This is a genomic window from Streptomyces marokkonensis, from assembly GCF_008312835.1.
GTDB lineage: Bacteria > Actinomycetota > Actinomycetes > Streptomycetales > Streptomycetaceae > Streptomyces > Streptomyces marokkonensis_A.
On record NZ_VSKS01000002.1, the window covers coordinates 183,962 to 195,839 of the forward strand.

Genomic DNA, 11,878 nt, shown 5'->3' on the forward strand with positions numbered 1-11,878 from the left:
AGGCCCGCCGCCCGGGGGGAAGCGTGGGTCCTGGGACCCGGGGCGGGGTCCGGCGTCAAGTCGGTGCACAGGACCCACACCACTGGGTCCGGATCGAGACCGGCGAGATGCTCAACCTGCCCCGGTTTGATGCACCTTGTGTACCAGTAGTTGCTGTTCAGCTACACAAACGCTGTTCTCCGGTCATGGACCCGCGGTTACAGTGCTCACGTAGTCACGCAGTGAAGTCACCAGGGTCATCGTCAGTGAGGCCCGGTGGGCTGCCGGGCATGGGGAGAACGGGGAGCCGCGCGTGCCAACTGCCATTGCCGTGACCGGCGCCGACATGGCGCTGCCGGCGCAGGACGAACGAACCCTGCCTGCCGTCGTGCTGCGCGACATCGACACCCGCCCGCTCGAACAGGCCGTGACCGAACTGCAGATGCTCATCGAGCAGCACGGCCACGTCATCGTCGTCTGCTCCCGGGCCGCCCCCACCGCCGTCCAGCGGCGGCTGCACACCCTGCGCTCCCTCCTGGAGAGCGACCGGATAGCGCTCTTCCGCCCCGATCTGCCGCCGCTCGGACTGGCCGTCCTGGCGCGCCAGTTGCGCCAGCTCGCCTCCTGCGACCTCAGCCCCGGCGTCCTCGCCTCGGCCGGCCGCCTGCTGATCCACTACATCCACTCCGGGGCGCTGCTCGGCTCCGTGGCCCGGCTCGACCGCGTCCCCGTGAACCTGAAGCAGCACGCCAAGTCCTGGATGCCCGGCAGCCAGTTCGCCGTACTCGCCCACCCCCAGCCGCAGCTCGTCCGCCTCGGCCCGGAAGCCACCCTCGACGGACCCGAGTTCGGCACCTGGATGCTGGTCGCCAAGGGCCAGCTCCAGTCGGACTGGGTCGGGGCGACCCTGGCCCCGGCCTGGAACGTGCAGGGCCTGCGCGAGACGCCGCTGCCCGCCGCGTCCCCGGGCTGGTGGGGGACCGGGAAGATCATCGAGTTCTGCACCTACCTGCCCGACCTGTCCGTCCTGTACCAGCTGGTCACCTCCGTGCGACGCGGCACCTGCCACTGGTGCGGCATCGACGTCATCGGCGACCGGTGCGTGTTCTGCTCGGCCGTACCACCCGCCCCCGAGGGCACACCGGTTCCAGCCCGGCGCACCTGATCCGTCCGCCCACCGCACCAGCCCGCCCGATCCCGCTCGACCGATATCCCCGATGAGGTTGTACGGTTCATGAACTCCCGTCAGCGCCGCGGCGTGATACTCCTGCTCCTGTCGGTCCTGTGCGCCCTCGGCGCGTTCGCCGGCGTGCTCTCCGTCATCAGCGACGTGAAGTCCAAGGTCGGCCCCGAGGTCACCGCGTACCGGCTGAAGTCCGACATCGCGCCCTACACCGCGCTCGGCACGGACCAGTTCGAGAAGATCGAGATGCCCGAGCGGTGGCTGTCGGAGAACGCCGTCACCGACCTCGGCGACATCCGGGGCAAGATCGCCGTGACCACCCTGCGGGAGGGCTCCCTGCTGCAGAGCGACATGATCGTGGACCAGCCCGCCCTCCAGCCGGGGCAGCAGGAGGTCGCCATCATGATCGACGCGGCCACCGGTGTCGCCGGCAAGATCACCCCCGGCTCGTCGGTCAACGTCTACGCCACCTTCGAGGGCGAGCGCGAGGGCGATCCCGCCCAGTCCAGGGTCATCGTGACGAACGCCAAGGTCCTGGACGTGGGACGGCTCACCGCGCTCCAGCCGGACGAGAACGACCGCGGCCGGGAGACCACCGACGCCGTCCCGATCACCTTCGCGCTGTCCGCCATCGACGCCCAGCGCATCACCTACGCCGAGTCGTTCGCCCAGCGGGTCCGGCTCGCGCTGGTCGCGCCCGGAGGCGACACCGCCGTCCCCGAGAAGGACCGGACGTACGAACTCGCGAAGGACAAGTGAGAGGCCCGCATGCCCACCAGGATCCTCCCGGCAGTCGGCGACGCGGACGCGGTCCGGTCCATCACCACACTGCTCAGCCAGCTCCCGGACGCCGAGCCGGTGGCCCCGGTGGCCGACTCCACCCAGCTCATCGACACCCTCGCGCGCCTGGCCGCCGAGTCCGTCGACGAACTGCCCGAGGTGGTGGTCGTGCACGAGCGGATCGGCCCCGTCCCCGCCCTGGAGCTGATCCGCGAGGTCGCCCTGCGCTTCCCGTCCGTCGGCGTCATCCTCGTCACCTCCGACGCGAGCCCCGGCCTCTTCCAGGCCGCCATGGACTACGGCGCCCGCGGACTGGTCGCCCTCCCCCTCAGCTACGAGGAACTCGCCAGCCGCGTCCAGGCCGTCGCCCAGTGGTCGTTCGGCGTGCGCCGCCATCTGGGCGCGGGCGGCGACGTGTTCACCGGCGTCGGCGGCACCGTCGTCACCGTCAGCGGATCGAAGGGCGGCGTGGGCGCGACCCTGACCGCCATCCAGCTGGCCCTCGCCGCCCAGGCGTCCGGCCGCCCCGCCGCCCTGGTCGACATGGACCTCCAGACCGGCGACGTCGCCTCCTACCTGGACGTCCAGTTCCGGCGGTCCGTCGTCGACCTCGCCGCGGTGGGCGACATCTCCCCACGCGTCCTGGCCGACGCCGTCTTCCGCCACGACACCGGCGTCGCCCTGCTGCTCGCCCCCGCCGAGGGCGAACGCGGCGAGGACGTCACCGACCGCGCCACCCGCCAGATCGTCAGCGCCCTGCGCTCCCGCTACGAGGTCGTCGTCATCGACTGCGGCGCCCAGCTCGGCGGGGCAGGCGCGGCGGCGGTCGAGATGGCCGACCGGGCCCTGCTGGTCACCACCCCCGACGTGATCGCCGTGCGGGGGGCCAAGCGGGCCGTGCGGATGTGGGACCGGCTGCAGATCCGCAAGGCGGAGGAGACCACGATCGTCGTCAACCGGCACACCCGGTCCACGGAGATCCAGCCCCCGCTCATCCAGAAGATCACCGGCACGACGGTGGCGGCCACCACGGTCCCCGCCCACTTCAAGGAACTCCAGGGCGTCGTGGACGCCGGCCGCGTCCACGAACTCGAGAGCAGGAGCACGGTGAAGCAGGCCCTGTGGGGCCTGGCCGGCGAACTCGGCCTGGTCAAGGCCGCCGAGGGCGCCCACAAGGGCGGCAGACCGCGCGGCGACCGGGGGTCGGTGAACTTCCGGCGGCGGAAGGACGGCGGGGGATGAGGCGGACGAGGGGGACGACCATGACGGACTTACGCCGTCACCGGGACCGGGGCCAGGTCACCGTCGAGTTCCTCGGCATGACCCCGACGATCCTGGTGACGCTGGTGGTGCTGTGGCAGCTCGTGCTGGTGGGGTACACCTTCACGCTCGCGGGGAATGCTGCGGACGAGGCCGTACGGGCGGCCACGGCGGCGGCACCGGGCGCGCGCCAGGGCGCCTGCCAGGAGGCCGGTCTCGACAAGCTGCCGGGAGCGTGGGCGGGGGGAGCGACGGTGAACTGTGCGACGGCGGGCGGCTTCGTCACCGCCGACGTGACGCTTGACGTCCCCCTCCTCTTCCCCGGCACGGTCTCCTTCCCCTTCGACGTCGAGGGCCACGCGGGCGCGGTCGAGGAAGAGGTGGACTGACATGCCGTACCGGCGCGGCCGGCACCTCGCGAACCGGCGGGACCGCGACCGCGGCCAGGCGGCGCTCGAGTACCTGGGCTTCCTCCCCGTACTCCTCGTCGTCGCCATGGCCGCCGTACAGCTCGGCCTGATCGCCTACACCGCCCAGCAGGCGGGCACCGCCGCGCGGGCGGGAGCGCGCAGCGCCTCGCTGGACCAGGGTGCCCAGGGCGCCTGCACGGCAGCCGTCAGCGCCTGGCTGGCGGACGGCACCGACTGCGGGGTGGCGCAGGGCGGCGACGAGGTCACCGTCACCGCCACGGTCGACATCCCGTCGATCGTCCCCGGCTGGGACTTCGGCCCCGCGAGCAAGAGCGCCACGATGCCGATGGACCACTGACCGGCCCCGAGGACCGACGAGAACGCGCGACACGGACGAACGAGGAGCACGCGACCCATGAGCCTGCGGGCACGCATCAACTCCCCCGAGGAGACGGCCGGACGGGGCGAGGACGGCCATCTGGTCGCCTCCTACCGCGCCAAGCTCCTCGAGGAGATCGACCTCGCGGAGATGAGCTCGCTGGCCGCGGCCGAGCGCCGGGCCCGGCTGGAACGCGTCCTCGGCCACATCATCAGCCGCGAGGGCCCGGTCCTGTCGACCGTCGAACGGTCCCAGCTGATCCGCCGCGTCGTCGACGAGGCGCTGGGCCTCGGCATCCTGGAGCCGCTCCTCGAGGACGCGTCGATCACCGAGATCATGGTGAACGGCCCCGACGCGATCTTCGTCGAGCGCGGCGGCCGGGTGGAGCAGCTCCCCATGCGGTTCGCCTCCAACGACCAGCTCATGCAGACGATCGAACGCATCGTCTCCACGGTGAACCGCCGCGTCGACGAGTCCAACCCCATGGTCGACGCCCGGCTCCCCTCCGGCGAACGCGTCAACGTCATCATCCCGCCGCTGTCCCTGACCGGCGCCACCCTCACCATCCGCCGCTTCCCGCGCTCCTTCACCCTCCAGGAACTCATCGGCCTCGGCTCGCTCGACGAACACATGCTGTACCTGCTCGCGGGACTGGTGCAGGCGCGCTTCAACATCATCGTGTCGGGCGCGACCGGCACCGGGAAGACGACGCTCCTCAACGCCCTCTCCGGCCTGATCCCCGAGGGCGAGCGCATCATCACCATCGAGGACTCCGCCGAACTCCAGCTCCAGCAGCCGCACGTCATCCGGCTCGAGTCCCGCCCGCCGAACGTCGAGGGCAAGGGCCAGGTCACCATCCGCGACCTCGTCCGCAACTCCCTGCGCATGCGCCCCGACCGCATCGTCGTCGGTGAGGTCCGGGGTGGCGAGTCGCTGGACATGCTCCAGGCGATGTCGACGGGCCACGACGGCTCCCTCGCCACCGTCCACGCCAACAGCGCCGAGGACGCGCTGATGCGCCTGCAGACCCTCGCGTCCATGTCCGACGTCGAGATCCCCTTCGTCGCCCTGCACGACCAGATCAACAGCGCCGTCGACGTGATCGTCCAGCTCACCCGCTTCGCCGACGGCGCCCGCCGCATCACCGAGATCGCCCTGCTGGAGAGCCACGGCGGGGAGCCCTACCGGCTGGCCACGGTCGCCCGGTTCAACGCGCGGCCGATGACCGCGGACGGCCGCGTCCACGGCGCCTTCGACCACCACCCCCTCCCGCGCCGCACCGCCGACCGCCTCTACATGGCGAGCCAGCCCATCCCGCAGGCGTTCGGCATCGCCCACTCCGCCGACCAGCTCGCCACCAGAGAAGCCAGGTAGGAACCGACCCCATGGATCTGCAGAACCTGATCACGCTGACCACCGGCGTCACACTGCTGACCTGCGTCCTCGCGGTCGTCGGCGTGCATTCCTACGCCTCCGGCAGGGCACAGCGCCAGGCACTGGTGGACCGCCTGTCGGCCACCGGCCAGATCCCCGTCGCCGGCCGGCGGCGTCACTTCCCGGCCCTGGACCGCCGCCTGCGCCGCACCAAGCCCGGCCGCAGGCTGGAACTGCGCCTGCTGGCCACCGGCCTGGACATCACCCCCGGCGAGTTCTTCGCCGCCATGCTCGCCGGCGTCGCCGGCCTCTGGCTCGTCGGCCAGGCGACCCTCGCCCCGTTCTTCGGCCCGATCGCCGGCCTGCTCGGCGTCTGGGCGGCGCTCCAGTTCCTCAACTGGCAGCGCCAGAAACGCATCGAGAAGTTCATCAACCAGCTCCCGGAGCTCGCCCGCATCCTCGCCAACGCCACCCAGGCCGGCCTGGCGCTCCGCACGGCCATCGGCATGGCGGCGGAGGAACTGGAGGCGCCCGCGGGCGAGGAACTGTCCAAGGTCGCCAACCAGTTGGCGGTGGGCGCGTCCATGGACGACGCCCTCGGCGAACTCGCCGACCGCCTCCCCTCCCGCGAACTGGTCGTCCTGGTCACCACGCTGGTGCTGTCCAACCGGGCGGGCGGCCAGGTGGTGAGCGCCCTGCGCAACCTCACGGAGACGCTGGAGGAGCGCAAGGAGACCCGGCGGGAGGTCCGTACACAGCTCTCCCAGGTCAGCATGACGTCGTACGCCGTCCCCGTCCTCGGCGTCGGCTCGCTGTTCCTGATGAACGGCGTGAAGGACGGCGCCCTGGAACGCATGACCGGCTCCCCGGCCGGCCAGGCCGCGGTGATCATCGCCTTCGGGCTGTACGCCGTCGGCTTCGTCCTCATCCGCCGACTGTCCCGCATCGACGTCTGACCGGCGAGGAGGCTGACTGACATGGGACTTCTGCTCGCCCTGCTGATGGCCCTCGGCGTCTGGGGGGTCTTCGCCGGCATCCGCATGTACCGGGCCGAGGCGAAACTCCCCGGCGACCTGATGCTCGCGCTGGAGGTCGGCTCCACCCGCACCGGCGCGGTCGACTCCCTCGTCGACCGCATGGGCATGCGCTACGCCCCCGCCGTGCTGCGCGCCATGGGCCCCAAGCAGGTCGCCAAGTACCGCCGCAAGATCGACCTGGCGGGCAACCCCGGCGGCCTCACCATCGACCGCTACGCCGCCCGCCGCGCGGTCTACGGCGCCCTGGGCGGCGTCGGCTTCCTGGTCTTCCTCATGCGTGGCCAGCTCTTCGTGGCCCTGCTGCTGCTCGCGTTCGGCGCGTTCTGGACGGAGGTCGGCATCTGGTCGGCGATCCGCATCCGCAAGGACGTCATCGAGCGGACGCTGCCGGACTTCCTGGACGTCCTGGCGGTGGTGGTGAGCGCGGGCCTGGGCTTCCGGCAGGCCCTGGACCGGGTCTCGTCGAAGTACGAGGGCCCGTGGGCGGACGAACTTCGCATCACCCTGCGCCAGATGGACCTGGGCATGAGCCGCAGGCAGGCGTTCGCGGAACTGCGCCGCCGCAACGACTCCGAGCAGGTGGCGATGTTCGTCACGGCGTTGCAGCAGGGGGAGGAGCTGGGCGCGCCGATCGTCGACACGCTGGTGTCGCTGGCCAAGGACATGCGCCGCACGGACGCGCAGAACGCCCGCCGGAAGGCGGCCCGCGCGGTCCCCAAGGCCACCATGATGATCACCACGTTCATGGTCCCGGCCACGATGATCCTCCTCGGCGCCGGCCTGATCCTCGGCTCCGGCACCGACTTCGGCTCGATCACGGGCGAGTAGGACGGGGCCGGACGCGATGACGACGACCAGGGAACGCACGAGGCTGCTCCGCCGCCCGGCCAAGCCGTCGGAGATCACCACACCGCCGGCCGGCACGGTCCTCCCGCCCTACGCCAGGACGGGCGCCCCGGACGTCCCGGTGACCTCGGTGACCCCGGCACTGCCCCCGGGCTGGGAACCGGCAGCCGCCGACGGCGCCGAGCCCCGACAGGGGCCACCCGCAGCCGACGACGCGTCCCGCACGGGTGATGCGGGCCCCCGTCCCGCCGAAGGCGGGACGCACCCCCCACACCCCGCCCCCGCACCGGACGTGCAGATCCAGGTCAACGCACTCCAGGCACTGTGCCGGCAGGCATTCGGCTTCCGCCTGGCGATGATCGCGCTGGCGTCCCCCGCCGCACTCCTCAACGCGGGCCCGGGCTGGGGCACCCGACTGGTCGCCATGGCCGTGGTGGTCACCTTCATGGCGTCCTACGTCCTCTTCCGCGACTGGGAACGCTTCGGCCCCCTCCTCCTGCGCCACCCGACCCTGCTGGCCGTGGACATGCTCTTCGGAGCCCTGCTCCTGGTCTCGGCGGGCCCGGACACCACCCTCGCCTACGTCAGCGTCTGCACGCCCCTGCTCGCCGGCCTGGTCTACGGCTGGCGCGGTGCCGCGGTCTTCGCCTCCCTCCAGGGCCTGATCCTCCTGCTGGTCTACGCGACCCTGGAGGACCCGCACGCGGACCTGGCGCAGACGCTGCTCCTGCCCGGCCTGTGTGTGATCGCGGGCGCGGTCGGCTCGAGCCTGCGCAACCTGATGCTCCGCCTCGGCGCGGCGACCCAGGCCCTGACGACGGTCCGGGCCCGCCTGGCGGTCACGGAGGCGGTCGGCGCGGAACGGGCGCGACTCGCCCGCGAGATGCACGACTCGGTGGCCAAGACCCTGCACGGAGTGGCCCTGGCGGCCGACGGCCTGGCCGGCTCGGCGGGCGCCCCCCGCATGGACCCGGCCCGGGTGCGACAGCAGGCGGAACTGGTGGCCCGGTCGGCCCGCAGGGCCGCCGCCGAGTCCCGTGAACTCCTGGCCGACCTGCGCAGGGAGTCGGACCCGGACCAGGGCACGGACGTCCTGGTGGAACTCGCCGCCCGCACGAAGGACTTCAGCAGGCGCACGGGCCTGCCGGCGTCCTACAGCCCGACCGGCGAGGACACCGTCCCGCCCGTTCCCCCCGCGGTGGCACGCCAGCTCCTCACCATCGCCTCGGAGGCCATGGAGAACGCCCACCGCCACGCCGAACCGACCCGGGTCGACGTCCACGCCGGTGTCCACGGCGATCTGCTCCGCATCAGCGTCTACGACGACGGCACGGGCCTCCCACCGGGCACGGACCTCGAGCACCTGCGCAGAGCGGGCCACTTCGGCCTGGTCGGCATGGTCGAGCGGGCGGCCTCGGTCGGCGCCCGCATCCGCATAGGCCGGGGCACCCGCGCCCGGGGCACGGAGGTCCGCCTGGAACTCCCGCTCGCGGCGGTGACACCGACAACCCCCACGGAGGCCACCACCCCATGAACACACTGCCGAACCCCTTCGGACACGTTCCGCCGCCGTCCCCCCTCCGCGTGGTGGTGGCGGACGACAACCCGGTGGTCCGCGCCGGCCTGACCGCCCTGCTCACCGGCCGTGCGGACATCACGGTCGTGGCGGAGGCGGCGGACGGCAGGGAAGCCTACGAGGCGGCCCGCGCCCACCGCCCCGACGTGGTCCTCCTGGACGTCCGCATGCCGGGCGTGGACGGCATCTCGGCCCTTCCGTACCTGGTGGGGATCGCCCCGGTCGTGATGCTGACGTACAGCAGGGAATCGGAGATCGTCCAGGAGGCGCTGCGCAGGGGAGCGGGCGGCTACCTGGTCCACGGCGAGTTCACGGCGGACCAACTGGTGTCGGCGGTACGCGACATCAAGGAGGGCCGGCCGCACTTCACGCCGACGGCGGCGGGGGCGTTGCTCGCGCAACTGCGACAGGAGTCCGGTCCGGGGCGGTCGTTGCCGGAAGGGCTGGGCGCGGCGCACACAACCGGCCCTCTGCAGAACGGACTCGGCCTGCCGCACGCGCCACCTCCACCTACTTCTGTGGAAAACCTTTCGCATCTGCAACCGGATGTGGCACAGTCGTCGTCTGGGTGGACGAGCGGCCGCCCGGCCGCGCCCGACAGGTCGAGGTTCCAACTGAGCGCGAGGGAGGCGGAGATCATGGACCTCATCGCATCCGGCATGAGCAACCAGCAGATCGCCGCCACGTGCTTCATCAGCGAGAAGACCGTCAAGAACCACATCAACCGCATCTTCGCGAAGCTCCACAGCACGAGCCGCTCCGAGGCCGCGGCGAAGTGGCTCGGTACGGCACCGGGTCCGGGTCGAGGGGTGGGGTGACGTCCGGTGACGGCAGGGGGGACGAGGAAGTGGGCCTGCGATTGGGCCCGGGATTGGGCCCTGGGGCCCTCTGACGCACGGGGCGCCCGACCGTACGGTGCTCGTGTCGAAAGCGGCCCCGCGAAGGGCGCCGCCACCGCGTCAGCCGGAGGGGACCACCATGAGCAACTGGATCAACACGACTGTCAGCTACCTCCACTCCCGCGCCGCCCGCAACGACAAGGGCCAGACCGCGGTCGAGTACCTGGGCATCATCGCGGTGGTCGTGGCCATCGTGCTGGCGATCACGGGTACGGACATCGGGCAGTCGATCTACGACGCCATTGTGGAGCAGATCGACGAGGTCACCGGCTGATTCGGCGTCTTCGCTGCAGTGACGCAGGGCAGGCTTTCCCCATCTACATCACGGTGGTGGGGGGCCTGCTCTTTCTCGCGTTCGCCTACTTCGCGGTGGGCCAGGCAGCGGCGAACCGCAACGACGCACAGACGGCCGCTGACGCAGCCGCCCTCGCGGCAGCTCAGGACAGACGCGAGCAGCTTGCTGGCGCGTGGATAGAGAACCTCCTCGATCCGGTCAAGTGGCGGGCGATCTTCGGCGGCAACGCGGACGGGCTGGGCCCTTCATGCTGGCGGGCGGACCAACTCGCGGCACAGAACGATGCCGTTGTGCTGAGTTGCCTTCCTGACGGGCTGCTCGGCTACACGGTGGTGGTTGAAACGAATGACACCGTGGGTGACTCCGTCGTGCCTGGCACGGAGGACAAGAAGTCCCAGGAGGAAGCCACCGCCGTGATCGAGCCGCGTTGTGAGTTCGAGATCCCAACAGCGGATCCAGAGGAGGGCATCCTGCCTCTGCTCTTCTGTGAGGGCAAGGAGTGGAAACTGGACCCAAAGGGTCCCAAGGAACTGCTCCCGAAACCGGAAGAACTTTTCGACGTCCACCTGGCCGACTGACAAGCGAACGACGAGTGATGAAGGAAGCAGAGGCATGAGCATGCGGTTCACTACGAAGGCCCGCAGGGGGATGGTCGTGCTGACCGCTGCGGCTGCACTGGCCACCAGCGTGGCCGGGTGCGGGGGTGGCGGTGACGAAGACAAAAAGCCGCAGACGTCGGCCTCTGCTCCCAAAAACGGTGGCGGGTCCGACCCGAGTGCTCAGGAAGGCGCCGACGAGGCCCTGGCAGAACTCAAGGGCGAGGACGGTCTGATGCTCAAGATCACCTCCGCTACTAGGGACGCGGGCGGTTTCGTCACGGTGAGTGGTGAGCTGAAGAATGACGGCGCTGACTCCGTACGTGTTTCAGTCCGAACCGCGGGTGACGAGACGGAGATCATCAGGCACGGGTCGTCGCTCGGCGGGGCCACGCTCGTCGACTCGAAGAGCAAGAAGCGCTACTACGTATTGCGGGACACGGATGGACGCCCTCTGACCACGACGAATATGCCGAGGATCAAAGCCGGCGCGTCAATTCCTGTATTCATGCAGTTTCCATCGCCCCCAACGGGGACCACCGAGGTTGCCTTCCAACTGCCCACCTTCGCCAGCGGCACCATCCAGATCTCTGGGTGAGGCAGAAGATGACGCATACTCGCTCGATCCTCATCGGAACCGTCGTCGCTCTCCTGGCTGTCAGCTCGGGAGTGGCCCACGCCGAAGACGGCCCCAGCATTCCCCCAGGCACCGAAGCCAGCGCCTCGGCCCCCGTGGAGCTCGACGCCAACGACCCCGATCTCAAGCTCCCCGACGGCGCCACCCTCGCCGAGCCCAAGGTGCTGGACATCAAACAGGTCGTCGAAGACCAGAGCGGTGACGAACGCCGCGAGGACACCAACTCCGACGTGAAGTTCGCCCTCCAGGCCGAGGTGCTGTTCGGCAAGGACAGCGCCAAGCTCGGTGCGGCGGCGAAGTCCCGTATCGCCGCCATCGCGGACGAGATCAAGACCCAGAACGCCACGAGGATCCGCGTCTTCGGCTTCACGGACAACCTGGGCTCCTCCGCCCACGGCGACGTCCTGTCCCGCAAGCGTGCCAACGCCGTGCACGGCGTCCTCGTCCAGGAGCTGAGCGACTCGAACGTCACCTACGAGGTCAGGGGCTACGGCGAGCAGTACCCGATCGCCGACAACTCCACCGAGGCCGGCCGCAAGAAGAACCGGAGGGTGGAGATCTCCTTCCCACGCACGGACAGCTGACCGCATGGGGCCGAAGGGGAAGCCCCTGGCAGACACGCCGGCC

The 11,878-nt window shown here is 70.8% G+C and carries 14 protein-coding genes; all 14 read left to right on the forward strand.

Annotation, left to right across the window (positions count from 1 at the left end; all coding sequences use genetic code 11):
* Positions 1–310: 310 nt before the first annotated feature.
* The 14 genes from F1615_RS03605 to F1615_RS03665 all read left to right on the forward strand — a co-directional run bounded on the left by F1615_RS03605 (position 311) and on the right by F1615_RS03665 (position 11,835).
* Entirely contained in the window at positions 311–1,144 is an 834-nt protein-coding gene (locus F1615_RS03605) for a hypothetical protein (protein WP_149547744.1), read from the forward strand.
* A gap of 69 nt (positions 1,145–1,213) precedes the next feature.
* Entirely contained in the window at positions 1,214–1,921 is a 708-nt protein-coding gene (cpaB, locus tag F1615_RS03610; protein WP_149547392.1) for a Flp pilus assembly protein CpaB, read from the forward strand.
* 9 nt (positions 1,922–1,930) lie between these two features.
* Positions 1,931–3,184: an AAA family ATPase gene (locus F1615_RS03615; RefSeq protein ID WP_167533652.1), complete on the forward strand. Its 1,254-nt coding sequence runs from the start codon at positions 1,931–1,933 to the stop codon at positions 3,182–3,184.
* Between the two features lie 20 nt (positions 3,185–3,204).
* The gene (locus F1615_RS35535; RefSeq protein ID WP_167533653.1) at positions 3,205–3,591 is read left to right on the forward strand and encodes a pilus assembly protein; all 387 of its coding nucleotides are present in this window, start codon (positions 3,205–3,207) and stop codon (positions 3,589–3,591) included.
* Position 3,592: 1 nt separating this feature from the next.
* Entirely contained in the window at positions 3,593–3,970 is a 378-nt protein-coding gene (locus F1615_RS03620; RefSeq protein WP_149547393.1) for a TadE/TadG family type IV pilus assembly protein, read from the forward strand.
* A gap of 57 nt (positions 3,971–4,027) precedes the next feature.
* A complete protein-coding gene (locus F1615_RS03625; RefSeq protein WP_149547394.1) occupies positions 4,028–5,365 on the forward strand; it encodes a CpaF family protein in 1,338 nt (445 codons plus the stop codon).
* 11 nt (positions 5,366–5,376) lie between these two features.
* Positions 5,377–6,321, forward strand: a complete 945-nt coding sequence (locus F1615_RS03630; protein WP_149547395.1) for a type II secretion system F family protein — start codon at positions 5,377–5,379, stop codon at positions 6,319–6,321.
* Between the two features lie 21 nt (positions 6,322–6,342).
* Entirely contained in the window at positions 6,343–7,230 is an 888-nt protein-coding gene (locus F1615_RS03635) for a DUF5936 domain-containing protein (RefSeq protein ID WP_149547396.1), read from the forward strand.
* A 16-nt stretch (positions 7,231–7,246) separates the two neighbouring features.
* Positions 7,247–8,782: a sensor histidine kinase gene (locus tag F1615_RS03640; RefSeq protein ID WP_149547397.1), complete on the forward strand. Its 1,536-nt coding sequence runs from the start codon at positions 7,247–7,249 to the stop codon at positions 8,780–8,782.
* Positions 8,779–9,642 carry a response regulator transcription factor gene (locus tag F1615_RS03645; protein ID WP_149547398.1) on the forward strand — a complete coding sequence of 288 codons (864 nt, stop codon included), beginning with the start codon at positions 8,779–8,781 and terminating at the stop codon, positions 9,640–9,642. The genes F1615_RS03640 and F1615_RS03645 overlap by 4 nt, the downstream gene beginning before the upstream one ends.
* Before the next feature lie 160 nt (positions 9,643–9,802).
* Positions 9,803–9,997 (forward strand): Flp family type IVb pilin, encoded by a 195-nt coding sequence (locus F1615_RS03650; protein ID WP_149547399.1) that lies wholly within the window; start codon positions 9,803–9,805, stop codon positions 9,995–9,997.
* A complete protein-coding gene (locus F1615_RS03655) occupies positions 9,994–10,596 on the forward strand; it encodes a pilus assembly protein TadG-related protein (RefSeq protein WP_167533668.1) in 603 nt (200 codons plus the stop codon). The genes F1615_RS03650 and F1615_RS03655 overlap by 4 nt, the downstream gene beginning before the upstream one ends.
* A gap of 34 nt (positions 10,597–10,630) precedes the next feature.
* The gene (locus F1615_RS03660; protein WP_149547400.1) at positions 10,631–11,212 is read left to right on the forward strand and encodes a hypothetical protein; all 582 of its coding nucleotides are present in this window, start codon (positions 10,631–10,633) and stop codon (positions 11,210–11,212) included.
* Positions 11,213–11,220: 8 nt separating this feature from the next.
* The gene (locus F1615_RS03665) at positions 11,221–11,835 is read left to right on the forward strand and encodes an OmpA family protein (protein WP_149547401.1); all 615 of its coding nucleotides are present in this window, start codon (positions 11,221–11,223) and stop codon (positions 11,833–11,835) included.
* The last annotated feature ends 43 nt before the right edge of the window (positions 11,836–11,878 follow it).

Coding starts and splice junctions, on each gene's coding strand:
- F1615_RS03635 (WP_149547396.1), top strand. CDS start 6,343: ATGGGACTTCTGCTCGCCCTGCTGATGGCCCTCGGCGTCTGGGGGGTC.
- F1615_RS03620 (WP_149547393.1), top strand. CDS start 3,593: ATGCCGTACCGGCGCGGCCGGCACCTCGCGAACCGGCGGGACCGCGAC.
- cpaB (WP_149547392.1), top strand. CDS start 1,214: ATGAACTCCCGTCAGCGCCGCGGCGTGATACTCCTGCTCCTGTCGGTC.
- F1615_RS35535 (WP_167533653.1), top strand. CDS start 3,205: ATGACGGACTTACGCCGTCACCGGGACCGGGGCCAGGTCACCGTCGAG.
- F1615_RS03665 (WP_149547401.1), top strand. CDS start 11,221: ATGACGCATACTCGCTCGATCCTCATCGGAACCGTCGTCGCTCTCCTG.
- F1615_RS03650 (WP_149547399.1), top strand. CDS start 9,803: ATGAGCAACTGGATCAACACGACTGTCAGCTACCTCCACTCCCGCGCC.
- F1615_RS03615 (WP_167533652.1), top strand. CDS start 1,931: ATGCCCACCAGGATCCTCCCGGCAGTCGGCGACGCGGACGCGGTCCGG.
- F1615_RS03630 (WP_149547395.1), top strand. CDS start 5,377: ATGGATCTGCAGAACCTGATCACGCTGACCACCGGCGTCACACTGCTG.
- F1615_RS03625 (WP_149547394.1), top strand. CDS start 4,028: ATGAGCCTGCGGGCACGCATCAACTCCCCCGAGGAGACGGCCGGACGG.
- F1615_RS03660 (WP_149547400.1), top strand. CDS start 10,631: ATGAGCATGCGGTTCACTACGAAGGCCCGCAGGGGGATGGTCGTGCTG.
- F1615_RS03645 (WP_149547398.1), top strand. CDS start 8,779: ATGAACACACTGCCGAACCCCTTCGGACACGTTCCGCCGCCGTCCCCC.
- F1615_RS03640 (WP_149547397.1), top strand. CDS start 7,247: ATGACGACGACCAGGGAACGCACGAGGCTGCTCCGCCGCCCGGCCAAG.